The 21,800-nt window shown below is 65.4% G+C and carries 20 protein-coding genes; 6 read left to right on the forward strand and 14 right to left on the reverse strand.

Features of this window, described 5'->3' with window-relative positions; translation table 11 throughout:
* Positions 1-65: 65 nt before the first annotated feature.
* On the forward strand, positions 66-2,135 hold the full coding sequence (locus tag P8R33_RS11985; RefSeq protein ID WP_278329322.1) for a S9 family peptidase: 2,070 nt from the start codon (positions 66-68) through the stop codon (positions 2,133-2,135).
* A complete protein-coding gene (locus P8R33_RS11990; RefSeq protein ID WP_278329195.1) occupies positions 2,132-2,527 on the forward strand; it encodes an acyl-CoA thioesterase in 396 nt (131 codons plus the stop codon). Before P8R33_RS11985 ends, P8R33_RS11990 begins: the two co-directional genes overlap by 4 nt.
* Here the strand turns inward: P8R33_RS11990 and ald are convergent.
* From ald to P8R33_RS12030, 8 genes are all read right to left on the reverse strand, one after another.
* Positions 2,524-3,639 (reverse strand): alanine dehydrogenase, encoded by a 1,116-nt coding sequence (gene ald / locus P8R33_RS11995; RefSeq protein WP_278329196.1) that lies wholly within the window; start codon positions 3,637-3,639, stop codon positions 2,524-2,526. The two genes, P8R33_RS11990 and ald, sit on opposite strands and share 4 nt — an antisense overlap.
* A gap of 115 nt (positions 3,640-3,754) precedes the next feature.
* On the reverse strand, positions 3,755-5,302 hold the full coding sequence (locus tag P8R33_RS12000) for a DUF389 domain-containing protein (protein WP_278329197.1): 1,548 nt from the start codon (positions 5,300-5,302) through the stop codon (positions 3,755-3,757).
* 129 nt (positions 5,303-5,431) lie between these two features.
* Entirely contained in the window at positions 5,432-5,695 is a 264-nt protein-coding gene (locus P8R33_RS12005; protein WP_278329198.1) for a hypothetical protein, read from the reverse strand.
* Between the two features lie 77 nt (positions 5,696-5,772).
* Entirely contained in the window at positions 5,773-5,991 is a 219-nt protein-coding gene (locus tag P8R33_RS12010) for a hypothetical protein (protein WP_278329199.1), read from the reverse strand.
* 25 nt (positions 5,992-6,016) lie between these two features.
* Positions 6,017-6,226, reverse strand: a complete 210-nt coding sequence (locus P8R33_RS12015) for a hypothetical protein (protein WP_278329200.1) — start codon at positions 6,224-6,226, stop codon at positions 6,017-6,019.
* 35 nt (positions 6,227-6,261) lie between these two features.
* A complete protein-coding gene (locus P8R33_RS12020; RefSeq protein WP_278329201.1) occupies positions 6,262-6,471 on the reverse strand; it encodes a class IIb bacteriocin, lactobin A/cerein 7B family in 210 nt (69 codons plus the stop codon).
* A 163-nt stretch (positions 6,472-6,634) separates the two neighbouring features.
* Positions 6,635-8,974: an FtsK/SpoIIIE family DNA translocase gene (locus tag P8R33_RS12025; protein WP_278329202.1), complete on the reverse strand. Its 2,340-nt coding sequence runs from the start codon at positions 8,972-8,974 to the stop codon at positions 6,635-6,637.
* A 127-nt stretch (positions 8,975-9,101) separates the two neighbouring features.
* Positions 9,102-9,611 carry a thiamine phosphate synthase gene (locus P8R33_RS12030; protein WP_278329203.1) on the reverse strand — a complete coding sequence of 170 codons (510 nt, stop codon included), beginning with the start codon at positions 9,609-9,611 and terminating at the stop codon, positions 9,102-9,104.
* A 25-nt stretch (positions 9,612-9,636) separates the two neighbouring features.
* Between P8R33_RS12030 and P8R33_RS12035 the strand changes: the two genes are divergently transcribed.
* Complete coding sequence (locus P8R33_RS12035) at positions 9,637-10,311, forward strand: YggS family pyridoxal phosphate-dependent enzyme (protein WP_278329204.1); 675 nt, start codon at positions 9,637-9,639, stop codon at positions 10,309-10,311.
* A 7-nt stretch (positions 10,312-10,318) separates the two neighbouring features.
* On the opposite strand, the gene P8R33_RS12040 is transcribed toward P8R33_RS12035, so the two are convergent.
* Both P8R33_RS12040 and P8R33_RS12045 read right to left on the reverse strand, forming a co-directional pair.
* The gene (locus tag P8R33_RS12040) at positions 10,319-13,078 is read right to left on the reverse strand and encodes a [protein-PII] uridylyltransferase (protein ID WP_278329205.1); all 2,760 of its coding nucleotides are present in this window, start codon (positions 13,076-13,078) and stop codon (positions 10,319-10,321) included.
* Entirely contained in the window at positions 13,075-14,769 is a 1,695-nt protein-coding gene (locus P8R33_RS12045) for a class I adenylate-forming enzyme family protein (RefSeq protein ID WP_278329206.1), read from the reverse strand. Before P8R33_RS12045 ends, P8R33_RS12040 begins: the two co-directional genes overlap by 4 nt.
* 163 nt (positions 14,770-14,932) lie before the next feature.
* Here P8R33_RS12045 and lgt point away from each other — a divergent pair, with 163 nt between their 5' ends.
* The 3 genes from lgt to P8R33_RS12060 are packed head-to-tail and all read left to right on the forward strand — an operon-like array spanning position 14,933 to position 17,300.
* Positions 14,933-15,808, forward strand: a complete 876-nt coding sequence (lgt, locus tag P8R33_RS12050) for a prolipoprotein diacylglyceryl transferase (protein WP_278329207.1) — start codon at positions 14,933-14,935, stop codon at positions 15,806-15,808.
* Positions 15,805-16,890 carry a class I SAM-dependent methyltransferase gene (locus P8R33_RS12055; RefSeq protein ID WP_278329208.1) on the forward strand — a complete coding sequence of 362 codons (1,086 nt, stop codon included), beginning with the start codon at positions 15,805-15,807 and terminating at the stop codon, positions 16,888-16,890. The genes lgt and P8R33_RS12055 overlap by 4 nt, the downstream gene beginning before the upstream one ends.
* Positions 16,887-17,300, forward strand: a complete 414-nt coding sequence (locus P8R33_RS12060) for a DUF2147 domain-containing protein (RefSeq protein ID WP_278329209.1) — start codon at positions 16,887-16,889, stop codon at positions 17,298-17,300. The genes P8R33_RS12055 and P8R33_RS12060 overlap by 4 nt, the downstream gene beginning before the upstream one ends.
* Here P8R33_RS12060 and P8R33_RS12065 read toward each other — a convergent pair.
* The 4 genes from P8R33_RS12065 to P8R33_RS12080 form a co-directional block, all read right to left on the reverse strand.
* Entirely contained in the window at positions 17,297-18,832 is a 1,536-nt protein-coding gene (locus tag P8R33_RS12065) for an ABC transporter permease/substrate-binding protein (RefSeq protein WP_278329210.1), read from the reverse strand. The genes P8R33_RS12060 and P8R33_RS12065 overlap by 4 nt on opposite strands.
* Complete coding sequence (locus P8R33_RS12070; protein WP_278329211.1) at positions 18,829-19,596, reverse strand: ATP-binding cassette domain-containing protein; 768 nt, start codon at positions 19,594-19,596, stop codon at positions 18,829-18,831. Before P8R33_RS12070 ends, P8R33_RS12065 begins: the two co-directional genes overlap by 4 nt.
* Complete coding sequence (locus P8R33_RS12075) at positions 19,593-20,042, reverse strand: hypothetical protein (protein ID WP_278329212.1); 450 nt, start codon at positions 20,040-20,042, stop codon at positions 19,593-19,595. Before P8R33_RS12075 ends, P8R33_RS12070 begins: the two co-directional genes overlap by 4 nt.
* Positions 20,043-20,123: 81 nt before the next feature.
* Complete coding sequence (locus tag P8R33_RS12080) at positions 20,124-21,650, reverse strand: GAF domain-containing protein (protein ID WP_278329213.1); 1,527 nt, start codon at positions 21,648-21,650, stop codon at positions 20,124-20,126.
* Positions 21,651-21,800 lie beyond the last annotated feature (150 nt).

Raw genomic sequence — 21,800 nt, forward strand, 5'->3', positions numbered from 1 at the left:
CGTGCGCCCCACTTACGCCTCACCGGCACCCTTTTCCACCCGTTGCGACGCCAAGGAGTTCTCCCATTTCGACCAGCCGCCCCGCCGAGCCGCCCAAGGCCGAGAAACGCGATTTTTCCTATTCGCATCACGGGATCACCATCGCCGATCCCTATGCCTGGCTGCGCGATCCCGGCTATCCGACGGTCGAGGACAAGGGCGTGCTGGCGCATCTCGAAGCGGAGAATGCGTGGTTCGAAGCGCGGATGGAACCGCAGCAGGAGCTGGTCGACGAGCTGTTCAAGGAGATGAAGGCGCGCATCAAGGAGGACGATTCGACCGTGCCCCAGCGCCGGGGTGGCTTCCTCTACTGGTCGGAATTCGAGGAGGGAGCGGAGTATCGCAAATATTACCGCAGGCCTCTCGGGGGTGGTGAAGACCAGCTGATCCTCGACGAGAACGAACTGGCCGAGGGGCACGAGTATTTCCGGCTCGGTACCTTCTCCGTCTCGCAGAACGGCAAGCTGCTCGCCTACTCGGTCGACACCAACGGGTCGGAGCGGTTCACTGCGCGGGTCAAGAACCTCGAGACGGGCGAGCATCTGCCCGACGAAATCCCCGGCACGCTGTCCGGCCTCGTCTGGGTAATAGGTGACACGGCGTTGGTCTATGGCCTCGCCGACGAGAATTGGCGGGTGCACGATGCCACGCTGCACGTGCTGGGCACGCCGTTGGCTGACGATGTCGAACTCTATCGCGAGACGCTGGACGAGGGCTTCCGCGTCGGGGCCGGGCTCAGCGCGCAGGAGGACTGGCTGGTCATATCGACCGGCGACAACGAGACCAGCGAAGTGCGGCTGGTGCCGGCCGACGATCCGACCTCCGGGCCGATCCTCGTCAAGCCGCGCATGAAGGGCGTCGAATACGATGTCGATGTGCGGGACGGGACGCTGTGGGTCCATACCAATGACGACCACGTCAATTTCCGCCTCGCCACCGCGCCGCTCGACGCGCCCGATGCGTGGGAGACGCTGATCGAGGGATCGGACGAATTCTATCTCGACGGGTTCGACCTGTTCCGCGATTTCTTTGTTACCGAGGGGCGCGTGAAGGGCCTCGACCAGATACAGCTGCGGTCTTACGCGCAGCCCGATTTGGTGAAACCGATCGCCTTTGCGGAAGCCAGCTTCACCGCCGGACTGACCAACAACCCCGAATACCACCAGGACAAACTGCGGCTGTCCTACCAGAGCATGGTCACGCCGGACTCGGTGTTCGACTATCACGTCGAAAGCGGCGAGCTCGAACTGCTCAAGCAGCAGGAAATCCCGAGCGGCTACGATCCGGAAGCCTACACCACCGAGCGCGTCGAAATCGAGGCGCGCGACGGGACGATGATCCCGGTCAGCGTGGTGATGCGCAAGGACCGGCCGGACGGGCCTGGCCCGCTGCATCTCTATGCCTATGGCGCCTACGGATTCGCGGTGCCGCCGGGCTTCTCGACCACCCGCCTCAGCCTGGTCGATCGCGGCTTCGCCTATGCCATCGCGCATATTCGCGGCGGCGACGATCTGGGGCGCAAATGGTACCTGCAAGGCAAGCTCAACGAGCGATTGAACACCTTCACCGATTTCGTCGATGTGGCGAAGGGGCTTGCCGCGAAGGGCTTCACCGAAGAGGGCAGGATCAGCATCTCCGGCGGCTCGGCAGGCGGCGAGCTGATGGGCGTGGTCGCCAATACCGATCCGCAATTATGGGGCGCGATCGTGGCGCATGTGCCCTTCGTCGACGTGCTCGCCACCATGCTCGACGAGAGCCTGCCGCTGACGCCGGGCGAGTGGCCCGAATGGGGCAATCCGATCCTGTCGAAGCAGGCCTTCGCCTATATCCTGAGCTACTCGCCTTACGATCAGGTGGTGGCGCAGGACTATCCGCCGATGCTGGTGACCGCCGGTCTCAACGATCCGCGCGTAACCTATTGGGAGCCGGCCAAATGGGTCGCCAAGCTGCGTGAACTCAAGACCGACGACAACGAGCTGCTCCTCAAGACCAACATGGGCGCTGGCCACGGCGGCAAGTCGGGCCGCTTCGAAAGCATCCGCGAGGCGGCGGAGGAGGTCGCCTTCGTGCTCTGGCAGCTGGGCGTCGAGACGTGACCCCACCGACCTTCGAGAAGACCTTCACCGCGTCCCCTGCGCACATCGACGAACTCGGCCACGTCAACAATGCCGTGTGGGTGCAGTGGATCCAGGATATGGCGACTGCGCATTGGGGAGGGGCCGCGCGGCCTGCGGATCGCGAGGCATATTTCTGGGTCGTGACGCGGCACGAGATCGACTATCGCGGCAATATCGCGGAAGGCGACAGCGTGACCGGTACGACCTGGATCGAAGGGCCGGCGCGCGGCGCGCAGTCAGTTCGGCGGGTCGAGTTTCGCGATATCGAGGGCAAGATCATCGTCTCCGCGACGACGACCTGGGCAATGCTCGACCGGGCAACGCAGCGCCTTGCGCGCGTACGCCCGGACGTGCTCGCGCCGTTTACCTAGCCGAGAATGTCGGCGACCGTGCGATACTGGTAGCCAAGCTCTTGTGCGACGGCTTCATAGGTCACCGCACCCTTGTGCACGTTCAACCCTTCGGCGAGGTGCGGATCGCTACGTAGCGCTTCCTTCCAGCCGAGATCGGCGATGCGCAGCGCATGCGGCAGCGTCACATTGTTCAGCGCATAGGTGCTGGTGCGCGCGACCGCACCGGGCATGTTGGCAACGCAGTAATGGACGATGTCGTCGACCACATAGGTCGGATCGGCATGGGTGGTCGGCTTGCTGGTTTCGAAGCAGCCGCCCTGGTCGATCGCAACGTCGACGAGCACTGCGCCCTTCTGCATGTCGCCGAGCATTTCGCGGGTGACCAGCTTGGGCGCCGCTGCGCCGGGGATCAGCACCGCGCCGATGACGAGGTCCGCTTGGCAAACCGAATCATGGAGATTTGCGCGGTTGGAGAACCGGGTGGAAGCCCGCGCTTCGAAGAAGGTGCCGACCTTCTCCAGCACTTCGGGATCGCGGTCGAGGATCGTCACGTCCGCGCCGAGGCCAACCGCCATCTGCGCGGCATTGAAGCCGACCACGCCGCCGCCGATCACGACGACCTTGCCCGGCATCACGCCCGGCACGCCGCCCAGCAGCACGCCGCGGCCGCCATGCGCTTTCTCGAGCGCGCTGGCGCCCGCCTGCACGCTCATGCGCCCGGCCACTTGGCTCATCGGCTTCAGCAGCGGCAGCTGGCCGCGCGGGCCGGTCACGGTTTCATACGCGATGGCCGTCACGCCGCTGGCGACGAGGTCCTTGGTCTGCTCCGGATCGGGCGCGAGGTGGAGGTAGGTGTAGAGGATCTGGTCCTCGCGCAGCTTGGCGCGTTCCACCGCTTGCGGTTCCTTGACCTTCACCACCATCTCGCACTCGGCGAAGATCGGGTCCGGCCCGTCGACGATTTTCGCACCGGCAGCGACATATTGCGCGTCGGTCGCGTCGATGCCGCAGCCGGCCTGGGTTTCGATCCACACCTCGTGGCCCCGCGCGGTCAGTTCGCGCGCGCTCTCCGGCGTCAGGCCGACGCGGTATTCGTGGTTCTTGATTTCCTTGGGGCTGCCGATGCGCATGGGGAGGACTCCGTTATCTGCGCCGCCCGTTACATCTGCAACCATCTACGGGCAAGCCCGCCCTCGACGGAATACGAACAGAGGTCGGCCAAGCGAACGTACTACATCGGGTCGCTCAGCGGGCGGTGTCGGACCCCGGCGCAGACCATGCAGTTGCGATGCTGTTTCCGTCGCCGGAGATCCGCGTCTCGACGAAACGGGCATCGTCTCCGAGGCCTGCCATCGCCGTATCGATCGCCTCTTCACCGCCGGTCAGCACGGCCCGTACGCCGGTGCGGCTGGCGGCCCAGCCGACCAGTGCGAGGCGCAGGGCGTTGTCGGCATCGAGTCCGTCCTCGTCCACCGTAATGTCGGGCAACGGCAAGAGCGGCGGGCGCAGCTCTACCGACCAGCCGGGTGCCTGCGCGGCCAGCCGCCGCTCGAGTTCGCGATAGCCGGACAGGGTAAGCCCCTCCAGCGCATTGGCTTGCGCCACGGCGCGGCGGTTGTCACGGTCGACGAGGACGGCGGACCGCTCGACCCCGGCGACCAGCGCCAGCCGCTCGCCAAGCGCGGCAATCTGCCGTTCGGTCGCTTCCGCCTGCTCGCGGGCGCGGGCTTGCGCCAGGGCAGCCTGTTCCGCCGCGCCCGGATCGGTGCCGACGCGGAACTGGTCGATCCTGACCGAAACCTCTTCGTCCAGCGCCCGCGCAAGCGAGCGCCCGAGGTCGGTGTTGGCGTTGGCGCGGAATTCGGGCGTGAGGACGCTCGCCGTAATCAGCACGGGATCGGCATCCCAGTCGATCTCCAGCGTATCGATGCGCGACTGCGGGTCGAAGGCATCCTCGATCGTATTGCGCACGATCCGTTGCCCGTTGCTCTCGTTCGCGATCTGCACCAGTGAAAAGCCCAGCGGTATGGCGAGCGCGATGAAGGTGATGAGGATGCCGACGCTTTCGAACATGCCCTGCCGGCTCGATCGCGTGGACCTGAAGCCATACAGCCGCGCCATGACGAAAGCGGACAGCGCGATGGTCAACAGGTTGGTGACGAACAGCATCAGTGCGCCGCCGAATACCGTCCAGTTCCAGGTCGCCAGGCCGAAGCCGACCACGGCGAGCGGCGGCATCAGGGCCGTGGCGATGGCAACGCCGACGATGGTCCCCTCGCGCCCGCGGATCATCGCATAGCTGCCCGCCAGGGCGGAGAAGAGGGCGACGAGCAGGTCGAACAGGCTTGGCCTCGTGCGCGAAGCGATTTCCTCGGTCACGGTCTGCAAGGGCGAGAGCCAGACGATCAGCGCGCAGAAGAGGATTGCGACCAGCGTGCCCCAGAACAGCGCCTTGGCGCACAGGCGCAGCCAGGTGAACTTGCCCTCCGCCAGCGCGAAACCCGCTCCCAGAATCGGGCCCATCAGCGGAGACAGCAGCATCGCCCCGATCACGACCGCAGGCGAGGACAGCAGTAGGCCGAGGATCGCGATCCCCGCCGACATGCAGATCATGAAGATGTAACGCGGCGTCAGCGAGCTTTCGGCAGCGATCTTCTGCAAGACCTTGCCGTGCTCGACCCCGTCGGCCACATCGTTCCGCCACCAGCCCACGGTATAGCCCCACAGCGCGTCGATCGGCGTGCGGTATTGCGACTGGGCGGATGTCACGGCGGCGCTTTGCGGCGCGGTCATGGCAATTCGTCTCCTACGTGCGGTGCCATCTAAGAAAGGTTTGCGCGACGATGTAGAAGGACGAGGCGCGTATGTCGCGCTTCAATTTCGGACCGGCGCATCGACCGGCGCGAACCGAGAGCCGGTCGTTTAGTCGCTTCTTTCCGCGAGCATCGAGAGGCGGGCCATCGGAACGATTTCCCCAAGCTCGAACGCCCCCTCGATCCGGCCCTCGAAAACGTCTCCCTCGCGCAGCCAGCGGTCCTCGATACTGGTCCAGTTCGGGTTGGGGAACGCACCGTTGAATTGGACATTGCGGCGTACACCCGGACTGACGACTTCTACGCGGACGGTACGCCCGAAGAGGCCGTTCTTGACGACGCCAAGGATCCGAAAAGTGGGTGTGTCGGTCATGTCCAGCTCCCTCTGGCGCAAAAGGGGAGATCGGCGCTTGCCGACCTCCCCCCGAAATTGCGCAAATGCGGCGGCGGTCAGGCCAGGGTGACCAGCCGTTCTCCCAACGCTTTGGCAGTGTTATAAATCGGCCCCAGAGCGGTCATCAACCCCACGATCATCAAGCCGAGCGCAATCGCCTCCATCACGAACTGGACCGGATGCTCGCGCATCTTGCTCCACAGTTCGGCGACATCGAGCGGCGAACCGGTCAATGCCCGGTCCAGCGGTATCACGCGGTTGGAAAATAGTATCATGATCTGCTCCCTGACCGAATGGATCTTACGACCCTTCTTGCGTGGTCTCTTCCGTGTCCGGCGTGGTGCGCGTAAGTTCGCGACCCAGTTCTTTCGCGCCTTCGTAAAGCGCGACATAGCCATCGCGAAGGGTCCACAGAAGCCGAACGGTGGTGAGCACACCCCCGTTGGTCGCATCGATTTCCTGGCCGTCGAGCGACTGGATGCCGGTGACCGGTGTGTTTGCGGTGTTCATTGTTCAATCCTCTCGAAAATCGTGTGCGTCGGCGATCAACCGGCGTCCTGCTCGGCCTTGCGCTGTTCGTCTTCGGCAATGCCGGTGAAGATCCCATCGACGAGGCCGATGAGCGCGGTCGTCGCTGCGACCGCACCAAGCGCGGCCAGCGGGACGATGCCGCCATTGACGCTTTCGATTTCGTCGAAGGTGAGTTCGGCGCATTGGGCCGAACGGCTGAATTCGGAATGGTTTGACGTGTACATGGCGCCCCTCTCAGGTTCGCATCGAGATTACGGACAAGCTTGTCCGCAAGCGAAACCTGCCGACCGAGAGGGGGTGCAGTCCATATGGCAACCGGTCTAGGTCGGTGCGTCTAGATCGAAGCAACTATGCCGGCGCGCCGAAGACGGTGCCGCGTGATCTGCTTCAAATCGGATTGCCGTCCTGGTCGCGGAAAATCTCGCGGCGGCCGACGTGGTTGGCCGGGCCGACGAGGCCTTCGCTTTCCATCCGCTCGATCCACTTGGCCGCAGTGTTGTAGCCCACGCCCATCTGGCGCTGGAGCCACGATCCGCTGGCCTTCTGGTTCTCGATCACGATCTGGCAGGCCTGGCGATACTTGCGCTCGTCCGGATCGTCGGACGCGGTGAATTCGTCCTCGAAGCTATAACCGCCGTCTTCCGGCTCTTCGGTGACGGCATCGACGTAATCGGGCTTGCCCTGTTCGCGCCAGTGGTCGGCCACCTTCTCGACTTCCTCGTCGCTGACGAAGGGACCGTGCACGCGCAGCATGGCGCCGGTATTGGGCTTGTAGAGCATGTCGCCCTTGCCGAGCAGCTGCTCCGCGCCCTGTTCGCCCAGGATCGTGCGACTGTCGATGCGGCTGGTGACCTTGAAGCTGATGCGTGTCGGCAAATTGGCCTTGATGACGCCGGTGATGACGTCGACCGAGGGGCGCTGCGTCGCCATGATCAGGTGGATGCCGGCCGCGCGGCTCTTCTGGCTGAGGCGCTGGATCAGCACCTCGATTTCCTTGCCGACGGTGACCATGAGGTCGGCCAGCTCGTCGACGATCAGCACGATCAGCGGCAGCGGTTCGTAATCGAGCTGCTCTTCCTCGTAGATTTCCTCGCCGGTCTCCGGATCGAAGCCGGTTTGTACGCGGCGGCCGAGCGGTTTGCCCTTTTCGGCCGCCTTCTTCACCTTCTCGTTGAAACCGGCGATGTTGCGCGAGTTCACGCTCGACATCATGCGATAGCGCTTCTCCATCTCCTCCACCGCCCATTTGAGCGCGCGCACGCTCTTGTGCGGCTCGGTCACGACCGGGCTGAGGAGGTGGGGGATGTCGTCGTAGGTCTTGAGCTCCAGCACCTTGGGATCGATCAGGATCAGGCGGCACTCGTCCGGCGTGAAGCGATAGAGCAGCGAGAGCAGGATGGCGTTGAGGCCGACCGACTTGCCGCTGCCGGTGGTACCCGCAACAAGCAGGTGCGGCATGGCAGCCAGGTCGGCGACGATCGGCTCGCCCGCAATGTCCTTGCCCAGGATCATCGGCAGGCTGCCCGCGTGATCGACGAAGGCCGCGCTGCTGGCCAGCTGTTTGTAGCTGACCATCTGGCGGTCGGCATTGGGCAGTTCGATGCCGATCACCGTCTTGCCCGGAATGGGCGAGACGCGGGCACTGATCGCACTCATGTTGCGCGCGATGTCCTCGGCGAGGCCGACCACGCGGCTGGCCTTGATGCCGGGGGCGGGCTCCAGCTCGTACATGGTGACCACCGGCCCGGCGCGCACGGCGGTGATCTCGCCCTTCACATTGAAGTCGTCGAGCACGTTTTCGAGCAGGCGGGCGTTGCGCTCCAGCGCCATCTTGTCGAGCTTGGGCGCGGAATTTTCCGGCGGATCGTCGAGCAATTCCAGCGTCGGGAGCTGGTAATTGGCGAACATGTCGCGCTGCTTCGCCTTGGCCGGTTTCGGCTGGGCGGGCATGGGTGCGGGATCGGCGATTTCGGGTGCGCGGCGCGGCTCGCGGAACTCGACCGGCTCGGCCTCGTCTTCTACGTCGGCTGCTGCGGGCTTGGCGCGCTTCTGGCGCTTCGGGATCAGCGGCAGGTCCGCATCTGCGAGCGCCGGGCGGCGCTTGACGAAATCGGGCAGGGTCAGGAACTGCGCCCAGTCGATGGCGAAGACGCGCGTGACCAGCACGATGCCCCCGGCCAGCGCGACCAGGGCCAGCGCCAGGACGATCCAGCCCGATGCCGCCTCGCCGAACCGTCCGGCGACCGCCTCGATCCCCAGACCGCCAAGCTGGCCGAAGAGGCCGCCTAACCCAGCGGGCAAGCTGCCCGTCGCGGGATCGAACAGCAGCGCGAGCACGGTGCCGAGCAACACCATGGCAGCGAGCAGCATGGCGAAGGGGCCCCACCAGCGGCCGGGCGTTTCCTGCTCGTCATCGTCCTCTACGCCGGTCCACAAACGGCGCGCGGAGATATAGAGCAGCGGCAGCAGCAGCGCGGCGGTGATGCCGAAGAAATTCAGCGCGCGTTCGGCAGCCCAGGCTCCGGAGAGGCCCATCCAGTTGCCGATATCGGTGCCGTCGGCGGCGGTGGAGGGGCTGGGATCGGTCTGGGTGTAGCTGGCCAGCGACAGGGTCAGGAATAGCAGCAGCGCGAACAGCAGGCCCGCCCCCGCCATATGCGTGGCGCGGCGGAAGGAGCGGCGGAATGCCGCCCGCCAGTCGGGTGCTGCGCCAGCGCGCGTGGCCATGTGTCTCGCCTCTGTGTCGTCGGGAGCGGGCAGTATGAATCCTCGGCGAGTCCGAGGTCAAGCGGAGTTCGTCGAGCGGGTGTATTTTCCATGCAACACACCCGCCGTCGTGGGGGTGGCGAAGTGCTTACGAAAGGCCGTCGATCGCGCCCCAGCGGGGCCAGTTCAGTTCGCGCGCCCGCTCGGCATTCATTCCCCCGAGCGCGATCACCGGCACGGGCGAACGCTGGGCCAGCACCGAAAATCCCATCGGGCCGAGCGTCGCTCCGCCGGGGTGCGAGGAGGTCGGGAATACGGGAGAAAGGAAGATCCCGTCCGCTTTCGCTTCGATGGCGGCTTCGATCTCCTCGCCGTTATGCGCGGTGGCCAGACGCAGCCCGGTGCCGAGGCGCTCCGGCGCTCCATAATGCCCATCGGCACCCCAGTCCTCTGCGCCTGAAAGCACCACGACATGGCCGCACTCGCGCGCGATCAGAGCCAGTTTCTCGAACTGCCTCCGCCGCTCCGCCGGTTCGAGATGATAGTGCCGGAACACGAAACCCGACCCCTTCGGCAGCGCACGCAATGCCGCCTCCAGCCCGGCATCGTTGCGGGCATCCGACAGCAGCCAGAGCAAAGGGAGGGCCTGTCCATTCATGCGGCGTCCGCTATAGCGCATGCCCATGGAAAAGGCAGACACTCCGCTCCAGCAGGTTCAGGCCAATATCGCGCAGGCGTGCAAGATCGCTCGGCGCGATCCGGGCGAGGTGACGCTGGTCGCGGTCAGCAAGACCCACCCGTCAGACGCGATCCAGCCGCTGCTGATCGAGGGCCAGCGCCATTTCGGCGAGAACCGCGTGCAGGAAGCGCAAGCCAAATGGCCCGCGCTGCGCGAAGAATATCCGGCAGTGCAACTCCACCTCATCGGCCAGTTGCAATCGAACAAGGCGGACGATGCGGTGGCGCTGTTCGACGCGATCCACTCGCTCGACCGCCCGAGCCTGGTGAAGGCGCTGGGCAAGGCGATGGACAAGACAGGCCGCCGCGTGCCGTGCTTCGTGCAGGTCGATGTCGGCGAGGAAGAGCAGAAAGGCGGCTGCCCGATCGCCGAACTGCCCGCGCTGCTCGACCAGGCGCGCGAGGCGGACATCCCGGTCGCCGGCCTGATGTGCATCCCGCCGTTCGACATCGAGCCGACGCCGTTCTTCGCCTTGCTCGACAAGCTGGCGCGCGACCACGGACCAGCCGATGACTCTTGGGGCCGCAGCATGGGCATGAGCGGCGATTACGAGCCTGCCGTAAAGCTGGGCGCAACGCATGTGCGGGTAGGCACCGCGCTGTTCGGGGAGCGGGGCTGAGCCTTCCTCAGGCGTTCTCCAGCCTGTCCTGCGTGGCATCGCTGGCGGCTTCGATCAGCCGGGCTTCGATGCGGTTCATCCGTTCGCCTTGCTCCAGTTTGTGGCCGGTGAGGTCGGTGATGTAGAACGTGTCCGCCGCCCGTTCGCCGTAATTCGTGACGTGGGCGGAGTGAACCACGAGGCGGCTTTCGAACAGCACCCGCGCAAGGCGGTTGAGCAGTGCGGGCCTGTCTCGCGCATTCACTTCGATCACGGTGAAGCGGTTGGACGCCTTGTTGTCGAACAGGACTCGCGGTGACACGTCGAAGGCGCGTGCGCGGCTGTGTGCCAACGGGCGCTGGGCAAGGCGCGGGGCGAGATCGACGCGATTGGCAAGCGCATCCTCGATGCTCGTCTTCAGCCGCTCGAGCTGGCCTTCCTCGGCAAAAGCGCCGCCATGCGGGTCCTGCACCAGGAAGTTGTCGAGCGCCCAGCCCTGCCGCGTGGTGTGGATGCGCGCATCGATGATGTTGCCGCCGGCAAGGTGGATGCCGCCCGCGATACGGTAGAACAGGCCCGGATGGTCGGCCGCGATCACCGTGACCAGCGTCGCGCCGCGCTCTTCGTAGAACTCGCAATGGATCGACAGGTCGTGCTTCTGTTCGCGCGCGGCGGCGTAATGCACCAAATTGAGCGCGATGATATCGACCGGCTCGGCGATCCAGTAGGGGTCGCCCATCGCCCCGCCCACGCTTTCGGCCAGATAGGCTTTGCTGCCGAGCAAATCCGCGACTTCGGCTTTCTTCGCCGCGATCTTGCGTTCGCGCCCTTCGCGCATGTGGCCGAGGCGGAGGCGCTCGCTCGCCGTATCGTAGAGCTCACCGAGGAGCTGGCCTTTCCAGCTGTTCCACGTGCCCGGGCCGACCGCGCGGATGTCCACCGCGGTCAGGATCGCGAGATGGCGCAGCCGCTCCTGGCTCTGCACCTTGCCGACGAAATCCTCGATGGTCTTCGGGTCGGTGAGGTCGCGCTTCTGCGCCGTGTGGCTCATCAGCAGGTGGTGGAGCACCAGCCAGGCGACCAGCTCGGTCTCGCTGTCGGAGAGGCCGAAGCGCGGGCACAGCTCGTGCGCCACCTCGGCGCCAAGCTCCGAATGATCGCCGCCGCGGCCCTTGGCGATATCGTGCAGCAGCGCCGCGACGTACGCCACGCGGCGAGAGATCACCTTGTGGATCAGCCGCGTGGCGCGCGGGTGATCGTCGGCAAGCTCGCCCTTTTCGATCTTGTTGAGCAGACCGATCGCGCGGATGGTATGCTCGTCCACCGTGTAGTGGTGGTACATGTCGAACTGCATCTGCGCGTTGACCTTGCCGAAATCGGGCACGAATTTCCCGAACACGCCGGTTTCGTTCATCCAGCGCAGGACCATTTCGGGATCGTTGCGCCCGCATAGCAGGTCGAGGAACATGGCGTTCGCCCGCTCGTCGTTCCGCACCGCCCTGTCGATCAGCCCGCTGTCGCGATCGGCCTGGCGCATCGTTTCGGGATGAATCTCCAGCTGTTGCTCCTCGGCGATCTGGAAAATCTCGATCAGGCGCACGGGATCCTTGCGGAACCAGTCGTCCGACGGCGAGGCGATCTTGCCGCCGAACACGCGGTAGCCCTTCACGGTCCGCGCTTTCTGCTTCCAGCCGGCGAAGAAGCCGGAGCGGGCGCTCTTGGCTTCGAACTGCTCGTCGATATGCGCGAGGAAGACGCCGGTGAGCGAGCCGACCCGCTTCGCGTGCAGGAAATAGAGCTGCATGAACCGCTCGACCGAGCTCTTGCCTGGCCGCTCGGCGAAATTCATCCGCTCGGCGATCTGGCGCTGCATGTCGAAGGTCAGCCGGTCCTCGGCACGGCCGGTGAGCACATGCAGGTGGCAGCGCACGGCGAGGAGGAAGTTCTCCGCCCGGCGGAAGCTGCGATATTCGGCTTGCGTGAACAGCCCCACATCGACCAGCTCCGCCGCCGCGCGCACGCGGTGGATGAACTTGCCGATCCAGTAGAGCGTATGGAGGTCGCGCAGGCCCCCCTTGCCGTCCTTCACATTGGGTTCGACGACATAGCGGCTGTCGCCCATGCGCTTGTGCCGCGCATTGCGTTCGGCCAGCTTCTCGGTAACGAAAGTGCGCTCGTTGCCGCGCACGACTTCCGATGTGTAGCGGCGAGAGCCTTCGTCGTAGAGCGCCTGGTCGCCCCAGACATAGCGGCCTTCGAGCAGGGCGGTGCGGATGGTGAGGTCGTTCTTGGAAAGGCGCATCGCCTCGTCCAGCGTGCGGGTCGAATGGCCGACTTTGAGGCCTAGATCCCACATCAGGTAAAGCATCGCCTCGACCACCTGCTCGCACCAGGCGGTCTTCTTGCCGCCGACGAGGAAGGCGATATCGACATCCGAATGCGGCGCCATTTCGGAGCGGCCGTAGCCGCCGACGGCCATGATCGTCAGCCGCTCAGCCTGAGAGCGGTTGGCGCTGGGGTAGAGATGGGTCGTCGCATGATCGTGGATCACGCGCAGCAGTTGGTCGATCAGGAAGGAATGACCGCCCGCGCATTCATGTCCGGCCGAATGCTTCTCCCTCAACCGCGCGGCGAGTTCGGCGCGCCCCCTGTCAAGCGCGCCTTTCAGCAGATCGACGATATGCGGCCGTGCGTTCTCGCCATGCTCCTCCACAAGCGCGTCGATCCGCGCGGCGACATCGCGCCGGTCGAAGATCGCGCGCTGGCGGGGGATGCGAAACGTACTCAAGCGGCCTCGTAATCGCTCGCGTAAGTGGCCTTGACGGTCCGCTTGTCGACCTTCTGCGTGCCGAGCCGCGGCAGCTGTTCTTCAGCCTGCCACAGCACGCTCGGTACCTTGAAGGCGGCGATATGCTCGCGCAGGAATTCCTGCAGGTCGTCGGAGGACAGCTCCTTGCCTTCATGCGTCAGGTAGACGGCTGCCGGTATTTCGCCGAAGCGCTCGTCCGGCAGGCCGAAGACGGAGCATTCGGCCACCGCCGGATGGGCGTAGATCGCCTCTTCCACCTCGATGCAGGAGATGTTCTCGCCGCCGCGGATGATGATGTCCTTCTTGCGGTCGACGATGAACAGGTAATCGTCCTCGTCCATATAGCCGAGGTCGCCGGTGCGGAAGAAAGCATCCTTGCTGAAGGCCGCCTTGGTCGCTTCCTCGTTGCGCCAGTAGCCGAGGAAATTGCACACCGAGCGGATCGAGATTTCGCCCACTTCGCCCTGTAGCAACTGGTTGCCGTCGTCGTCGAGGATGGCCATTTCGACCAGTGGGCGCGAGGGCATGCCGGTGCTGTTGGGCTTGGCGAGGTAATTCTCGTTGAGATTGCCGGCGCCGACGCCGTTGGTTTCGGTAAGGCCGTAGCCGAGCACGGGATAGCCGTCCTCGAACGCGGACTTGATCTTCTTGACGTGCTCCACGGGGCGGGCGGAACCGCCGGCAGCAAAGGTCTTGCACTGCGAGAGGTCGTATTTCTCGCGGTCGGGATGCATCGCGATTTCGTAGCTCATCAGCGGCACGCCGACGAAATAGGTGATCTTCTCTTCGTCGAGCAGGCGCAATGCCTCGCCCGCATCCCACTTCGGCATCAGCACCAGCTTGCGGCCCATGGCGAAGCTCTGCAGGAACAGCGGCACTTCGCCCGTCACGTGGAACAGCGGCACGGCGACCAGTGCGCTTGGCTGCACGGTCGGGGCCTCGCCCCGCTCGGTCAGTAGCTGGAGCATCATCGCCGTCTGGCAGACATAGTTCATCGTGCCCGAAACGACGCCGAGATGGTCGGAATAAGCGCCCTTGGGATGGCCGGTCGAGCCGGAGGTGTAGAGGATCGTCGCAAGATCGTCAGGACCGATCTCGCCCAGCATTTTCATCGCCGTATCGCCAGCGGCCCAAACTGGTGCCAGGCCCTCACTCGGCGTGCCATGGTCGAAGACGACGACCTTGGCCGGGTGCTCGACGCCTTCGAGGCGCGCGGCGCGCTGCGCATCGGCCAGCACCAGCTTGCATTCGCACAGGTCGATTCCATAGGCGAGCTCCTCGCCCGTCCACCAGCCGTTGAGCAAGGTGGCGCAGCCGCCCGACATCAAAATGCCCATATAGGCGACGATCCAGTTGACCGAATTGCGCGCCGCGATGCCCACGCGGTCGCCTTTCTCGATGCCGTGCTGCGTCGCAAGGCCGTGCGCCACGTGGCTGGCGGCATGCCACACTTCGCCGAAGGTCATGCGCATGTCGCCATCGACGAGGAAGGTCTCGTCCTTCTTCTCGTTGCAGAAATGGGCGAAGAAATGCGCGAGGCTGGGGGGCGCATTCTTGAAGGCGGGCATGGTGACGCCGCGGCGCGTCGCCTCGGTCAGTTCGAACATCTGGCCCGGCGCGGTCACGGCGTCGGTAATGCGGTGGATGTCCTTGTCGAGTTCGGTCGGCATGGTGGTCAGGGTCCTCTCTCAAAACGGCGCACGGCCCCGATTCGAGGCTCGCGCAGAAATTGCGGCTCGACGCAGGCTTTCCCCAAAACTCCTGCTATGCCAAAAGCCGCCGCCGATGGGTCGTCGGATGCGGCCTTGCACATGTCTCTAAGAGGATAAGCCCTTGCTGTCACTACTCGCCGCGAGCGGCGCTACCGACCCGATCTACTGGCAGGATCTGGGGCTGCGGCCCTATCTGTTCGAGATCGGCGGCTTCCAGCTGCGCTACTATTCGCTGGCCTATCTGCTCGGCATCCTGCTCGGCTACTGGCACCTGTCGAAGATGATCAAGGCGCCCGGCAGCCCGATGGCCCAGCGCCATGCGGACGATCTGTTCTTCTATTGCACGCTCGGCGTGATCCTCGGCGGGCGGCTCGGCTATGTCGCTTTCTACCGGCCCGAACTGTTCGGCACTCTGGACATGTTCAAGCTATGGGAAGGCGGGATGAGCTTCCATGGCGGCGTGATCGGCGTGCTGGTGGCGATCAGCTGGGTGGCCTGGCGCGGGCACATCAACTGGCTGCGCATCTGCGATTATATCGCGGTGAATGTCCCGCTGGCCTACATGCTGGGGCGGCTGGCGAACTTCGTGAACGGCGAGCTTTACGGCCGTCCGGTGGAAGGCGATTTCCCCTTCGCGATGATCTTCCCGAGCGATCCGCTGCAACTGCCGCGCTATCCCAGCCAGCTGTTCCAGGCGGGGCTGGAAGGGTTGCTGCTTGGCGTGATCCTGATCGCGCTGTTCTGGAAAACCCGCGCGCGATACCGCCCGGGCCTGCTGGTCGGCCTGTTCACCGTCGGCATGGGCGTCGGCCGCTTCGTCAACGAGTTCTTCCGCGAACCCGATGCCCATCTCGCCAATGTGGTGGTCGAGACCGGCCTGTCGCGCGGGCAATGGCTGAGCCTGCCGATGATCGCTGTGGGCCTCGGCGTGCTGGCTTTCGCACTGGCTCGCCCTGCCATCGGCGGGGCGAAGGCAGGCAAGCCGGCGACCGCATGAGCGAGGGCGCGCCCGGCGATCTGGCGACCAGCTTTCGCCGCCTGATCGAGCGGCACGGGCCGATGCCGGTCGCGCGCTATATGGGCGAAAGCAATGCGCGCTATTACGCCAGCCGCGATCCGCTGGGCGCAGCGGGCGATTTCACCACCGCGCCGGAGATCAGCCAGATGTTCGGCGAGATGGTCGGACTGTGGCTGGCCGATATCTGGACCCGCGCGGGCAAGTCGGCAAACGCGATCTATGTCGAGCTCGGCCCGGGGCGCGGCACGTTGGCGAGCGATGCGCTACGTGCCATGGCGAGCCAGGGGCTGCGGCCCGAGGTCCATCTGGTCGAAGGATCGGAAACCTTGCGCGCGGTCCAGTCCGGCGCGCTCGCCGGGGCGCAGTTTCACGACACGATCGACAGCCTGCCCGAAGACCGCCCGATCCTGCTGGCGGCGAACGAATTCCTCGACGCGCTCCCCGTGCGCCAGCTGGTAATGACCAAGCGTGGGTGGCGCGAGCGGATGGTGGCGCTGGACGAGGAGGGCGGCTTCGTCTTCGCCGCCGGGCGGAGTCCGATGGACGATGCGGTGCCCACGGAGCAGCGGGCGGCGGAACTGGGCACGATCATCGAGACTTGCCCCGCCGCGGCGGCGCTGGTCGATGCGCTGGCCGAGCGGCTGGAGCGGCAGGGCGGGGCGGCGCTCTTCATTGATTACGGGCACCTTGCGCCGCGCCCCAGCTCGACCCTCCAGGCCGTGAAGGCGCATGATAAGGTTGGCGCGTTCGACAGTCCCGGCGAGATGGACCTCACCGCGCATGTCGATTTCGCCATGCTGGTGGAGGTCGCCAAGCGCGCCGGGCTCGCCACTGCCACCGCGACACAGGGCGAATGGCTCACTGCCATGGGGATCGGCCTGCGGACGCGAGCGCTCGCAAACGCTTCGCCCGATCGAGCGACGGATATTGCGGCAGCGCATGACCGGCTCGTTCAGCCGACCGCCATGGGCGAGCTGTTCAAGGTGCTGGCCCTGACGCCGCGCGACTGGCCGCGCGGTGCCGGATTTGCCGAAGGCGAGAGGCGGAAGGACACGACATGAGAGTATTGGTCGCATCGCTGGCCGCACTGTTGCTGGCATCGCCCGCGCTGGCTGCGGATCCGGTTCAGGGCCGCTGGATGACCGAAGAAAAGGACGCGGTGATCACAATCGCCCCCTGCGGCGCGAAGCTGTGCGGGCGCATCTCGAAGTTCCTCGTCGCCCCGCCGCAAGGCCTCGACCAGCGCGACGTCAACAACAAGGATGCTTCCAAGCGCAGCCGCAAGCTGCTCGGCATGCCGGTGCTGACCGGCTTCGCCGAAGACGGCGACGAATGGCGCGGGACGATCTACGATCCCAAGAGCGGCAAGACCTATCGTTCGATCCTGCAACGCAAAGGCTCGAACCAGCTGACCGTGAAGGGCTGCCTCGGGCCGTTCTGCCAGACCCAGACATGGCGCAAGGCCGGCTAGAGCCCGATCCGGTCTGCGAGCCGGCGGGCCGCTTCCTCGAAGGTCAGCTTGTCCTCCTCCCGGTCGACCGAAAGGTTGGCCTCGCGCATCGCCTCGACATCGATCGCGCCTACTAACGGCTCGATCGCGGCGCGGATCGCGGCGTTACTCCCGGTTTCCGGGGAGAGCAGGACGATCGCGTCGTAATTGGGAAACGCGCCCTGCGGATCCTCCAGGATCGTCAGCCCGTCCGCCGCGATCCGCCCGTCCGAGGTATAGGCCCCGATCACATCGGCCTCGCCCGATTGCAGCGCGTTGTACATGAATGTCGGCGAGAAATTGCGCCGCTCGGCAAAGCGCAATCCGTAGGTATCGCGCACGGCAATCCATTCGGGCCGCTCGAAGAATTCAGGGTCGCCGCCGACGGTCATGCCCCCCGCCGCGCCGGCCAGATCGGCAATCGATTCGACGCCGAGCGCCGCCGCCCGCTCGCCGCGCATGGCGAGGCCATAGGCGTTCTCGAACCCCAGCCGGCCGAGCACATGGGTGCCGCTGGTGTCGGTTTCCCACGCGGCGATTTCCTCCAGCATCGCGTCGCGCGGCGGATTGTCCGTCCGCCCCATCTGGTTGGTCCAGATCGTGCCGGTGTAATCGACCAGCACATCGATCGCGCCGGTGGTGACCGCCCGGTGCGCCACTGCCGAACCGAGACCGTCGCGATAGTCGACAGCGTAGCCCCTCTCTTCCAATTGCTGCCCGATCAGCCGGGCGAGTATGTATTGCTCGGAAAATCCTTTGGCGCCGATGACGATACGCCGCTCGTCGCTACCGCCGAACTGCGTGAACAGCGCAGCGCCGACGCCCAGCGCGACAGCTGCCAGCCCGCCGAAAGTAAGCGCGCGGCGGCGAGTCTTGAGCCCCTTTTCGATCGTGCCGAGCAGTCCGTCGGCGATGAGGGCCAGCCCCGCACTAGCGATGCACCCGGCCAGCACCAGCACCCAGTTCTGCGTCTGCAAGCCGGCGAAGATAGGGTCGCCGAGGCTCTTTTGTCCGATGGTCGTCGCCAGGGTCGCGGCGCCGATGGTCCAGACCGCCGCTGTGCGGATGCCCGCCATGATGTAAGGGGCGGACAGGGGGGCCTCGACCAGCCGCAGGCGCTGCCAGAAGGTCATGCCGACGCCGTCCGCCGCTTCGATCACGCCGGGGTCGAGATTGGCCTGTGCGGTGATCGCATTGCGCAGGATCGGGAGCAGCGCATAAAGCGACAGCGCCAGCAGGGCGGGCAGGAAGCCGAGCGTCGGCAGCCCCTCGCCAAAGACGGCGCGCAGGCTCAGCAGGATCGGGAAGAACAGCGCCAGCAAGGCGAGCGCCGGGATGGTCTGGACGAGGCTTGCGAAACCCAGCGCGGCTCGCGACACCGCAGGCGAGCGGCTCGCCCAGACCGCGAGTGGCAAGGCCACTGCGATTCCGAGCGCGATGGCCGCCGCCGAAAGCGACACATGCGCAGCGAGCTGGTCGCCGAGGTTCAGCAGCGCCGGCCAGATGTCGCTCACCGCGCCAGCTCCGCCAGCCGGTCCGCCTGGGCGCGCGGAACGGCGACAAGATCCTGCGCGACTGCTCCGCCGTGCCCGTCGAGCAGGGCTTGCGGAGTTTCGTCGGCCACGATCGCACCTGCGTCCATCACCAGCACCCGGTCGGCCAGGAGCAGCGCCTCGGCCATGTCATGCGTAACCATGATGGTCGTCAGGCCGAGCTCGTCATGCAGCTTGCGCACCCGCGCGCCAAGCGCATCGCGCGTGACCGGATCGAGCGCGCCGAACGGCTCGTCCATCAGCAGCAAATGCGGATCGCCCGCCAGCGCGCGGGCCACGCCGACGCGCTGGCGCTGCCCGCCGGACAGGGCATCGGGCATGCGGTCTGCCATCCCGGCATCGAGCTCGACCAGTTCGAGCAGCTCGGCGATCCGCGCAGGCGACAGCTTCTCGCCAGCAAGCCGCGGGCCGATCGCGATATTCTCGCCCACGGTCATGTGCGGGAACAGCCCGATCGACTGGAAGACATACCCGACCCGGCGACGGAGGGCTGGCAGCGGCAGGCTGCCGACCGGATCGCCTTCGTAGACGACCTCTCCGCTATCCGCCTCAGCGAGGCGGTTGATCGTCTTGAGCAGCGTCGACTTGCCCGATCCCGACGCGCCGACAAGCGCGACGAACTGGCGGGGTGCGATCGTCAGCGAAACATCGCGAACGGCTTCGACCGCTCCGTAACGTTTGCCGACAGCCCGGAATTCCAGCGCAGCTTGAACTTCGGTCGTCACTCGTCCTCGGTGCTCGATTCATCGGGTAGACGGTAATCGACCCGCTGCAATTCGATCCGGCGGTCTTGCGGCCCCGTCGCGTCCATCATGTCGTCGGTCATGCTCTCGGGCTTCCAGCACCTTTCGACGCCGTTTTCTTCGTCGGGAGTGAAGCACAAGCGCGCATCGCCGGTGGCGTTGAAGGTCCACTGACCTTCTTGCCACAAGTCCCCGTTGCGAAGGTCGCGATAGCTGCCGTCGCGGTCGAGATAGGTTGTGTAGCGCGCACCGTCTTCCGACGTGATTCGCCAGGCGGTCTCTGCGAAATCGCCCGGCAGAGAGGTGTCTTCTACAGACGCTGCGGTGTCATCGCCCTGAGGGTCTTCTACAACCTCGGAAGGCGTTTCATCGGGATTGCTGCAAGCCGCGGCCAGAAGCACCGCTCCTGCCAGGATTACCATTCGCATTCGGGGCCCCTCCTCTGCCGATCCGCGTACCCTAGCAGGCTAAGCCACCGGGGAAAGCCGCTGCCGCAAGACGCTGCGCGCTTAGGGGACCAGCTTCTCCACCGGGAATACCAGATCGACCGTCAGCCCTTTATCGGCAAGCGTGCGCTCAAACCGCCCGCCGAGCTGGCTTTCGACTGCCATCCGCAACAGGCGCGAACCAAAGCCCTCCCGCTGCGAATCGAGCGGATAGCACACGCCTTCCATGGTTTCATGCCAAGTCACGCGAAGTTCTTCACAATCGCTTTTCTCACGGGCGATTTCGATGCAGATCGTCCCGTCGTCGCAGGCGAGCGCACCGTATTTGGCGGAATTCGTCGCCAGCTCGTGGAAGATCAGCGCCAGCGGCGTCGCCGCCTGCGGCCCGGTCTCGACGTCGTCGCCCTTGACCAGCAGGCGCTCGGGCCGACCGTCGCCATAGGGCTTCAGCAGATCGCGCAGCAGGCCCTGCAGGCTGTCGCTGGAGCGTCCGTCGCCAGGGCGGACGTAATCATGCGCCGTGCCCAGCGCGCGGATCGCCTCGTTGAGTTCCTTGGCGAATCCCTCGACCTCTGGCTTGCCGCGCGAACGGATCGCGATGAGGCCGGAGACGACCGCAAAGATGTTCTTGATGCGGTGCGACAGTTCGCGCGCCAGCAGGTCGTTGCTTTCCGAGAGGCGGTGGGTTTCGTCGATATCGATTCCTGCGCCGAACCAGGTTTCGACGTTGCCGGCCACATCGCGCATTGGCCACGCGCGCAGAACCATCCAGCGATACTCGCCATCGGCCCGCTTGAGGCGCGCCTCGGCTTCCCAGCGCTCCTCGGTCTTGCGCGATCTTGCGCGCAGATCGGCGACAGCTTGGCTCTGTTCTTCGTGGATCAGCGATTCGAAGTCGATCGACCCGACGTCCTCGGTGCCGCAATATTCGTAGAAAGCCTCGTTGCCGAACTCGATCGAGCCGTCGGGCTTCGCCGCCCATGCGAGCACCGGAATATGTTCCGCCATCCGCCGCAGCCGCATGCTTTCGCGCACGAGCTGTTCCTGCACCGCCAGGTATTCGCGCCGCGCGTTGAGACGCCGCATCACGGAAGCTGCTAGCACTTCGAGGCCCTCGCGCTGGAAATCGGTCAGACCTTCCAGACGGGGTTCGGTATCGATGACGCAGAGCGAACCCAGCGGTGCGCCCTCCGACGACAGGAGCGGGGCACCGGCGTAAAACCGGATCTTCGGCTCGCCGGTCACCAATGGGTTGCGCTCGAACCGCGGGTCCAGCAGCGCATCGGGCACCACCATCGGCTCGCGCTCCATCATGGCATGGGCGCAGAAACTGGTCGGGCGGGGTGTTTCGGTCGCGTCCAGACCGGCCCGGGCGAGGAACCGCTGGCGCTGTTCCTCGACCAAGCTCACCAGCGAGATCGGCGCCCCGCATAGCTTTGCGGCGAATTGCACGATCTGCAGCAGTTCATCGTCGTTCTCCAACTCGTCGAGGCCATAGGACGCCATCACCGTCAGGCGGTCCTGCTCACCGCAGAATGCCGGGTTCGGGCCTTTGGTGGTCGGCCAGGATGTGGACGTGTCGAGAAGCATGCTTGGGCAACGCTTTTAGATTCATTGCCTTGATTTACAAGTTGGACAGTATTGGGGACCGCACGAAATCTCGATCACGCAAAGCGGGTTTGCCCGCCGCGCTTCGTTTCGCTATCGCGCGCGCAACGATATTACGCGAGCCCCCAAGTT

The sequence above is a fragment of the Qipengyuania flavescens genome, assembly GCF_029688735.1.
Classification (GTDB): domain Bacteria; phylum Pseudomonadota; class Alphaproteobacteria; order Sphingomonadales; family Sphingomonadaceae; genus Qipengyuania.

Bases quoted from the DNA above. Each gene is read 5' to 3' on its own strand.
- ald (WP_278329196.1), bottom strand. From the start codon at position 3,639: ATGCGCATCGGCAGCCCCAAGGAAATCAAGAACCACGAATACCGCGTC.
- P8R33_RS12000 (WP_278329197.1), bottom strand. From the start codon at position 5,302: ATGACCGCGCCGCAAAGCGCCGCCGTGACATCCGCCCAGTCGCAATAC.
- P8R33_RS12005 (WP_278329198.1), bottom strand. From the start codon at position 5,695: ATGACCGACACACCCACTTTTCGGATCCTTGGCGTCGTCAAGAACGGC.
- P8R33_RS12010 (WP_278329199.1), bottom strand. From the start codon at position 5,991: ATGATACTATTTTCCAACCGCGTGATACCGCTGGACCGGGCATTGACC.
- P8R33_RS12015 (WP_278329200.1), bottom strand. From the start codon at position 6,226: ATGAACACCGCAAACACACCGGTCACCGGCATCCAGTCGCTCGACGGC.
- P8R33_RS12020 (WP_278329201.1), bottom strand. From the start codon at position 6,471: ATGTACACGTCAAACCATTCCGAATTCAGCCGTTCGGCCCAATGCGCC.
- P8R33_RS12025 (WP_278329202.1), bottom strand. From the start codon at position 8,974: ATGGCCACGCGCGCTGGCGCAGCACCCGACTGGCGGGCGGCATTCCGC.
- P8R33_RS12030 (WP_278329203.1), bottom strand. From the start codon at position 9,611: ATGAATGGACAGGCCCTCCCTTTGCTCTGGCTGCTGTCGGATGCCCGC.
- P8R33_RS12035 (WP_278329204.1), top strand. From the start codon at position 9,637: ATGGAAAAGGCAGACACTCCGCTCCAGCAGGTTCAGGCCAATATCGCG.
- P8R33_RS12045 (WP_278329206.1), bottom strand. From the start codon at position 14,769: ATGCCGACCGAACTCGACAAGGACATCCACCGCATTACCGACGCCGTG.
- P8R33_RS12055 (WP_278329208.1), top strand. From the start codon at position 15,805: ATGAGCGAGGGCGCGCCCGGCGATCTGGCGACCAGCTTTCGCCGCCTG.
- P8R33_RS12060 (WP_278329209.1), top strand. From the start codon at position 16,887: ATGAGAGTATTGGTCGCATCGCTGGCCGCACTGTTGCTGGCATCGCCC.
- P8R33_RS12075 (WP_278329212.1), bottom strand. From the start codon at position 20,042: ATGCGAATGGTAATCCTGGCAGGAGCGGTGCTTCTGGCCGCGGCTTGC.
- P8R33_RS12080 (WP_278329213.1), bottom strand. From the start codon at position 21,650: ATGCTTCTCGACACGTCCACATCCTGGCCGACCACCAAAGGCCCGAAC.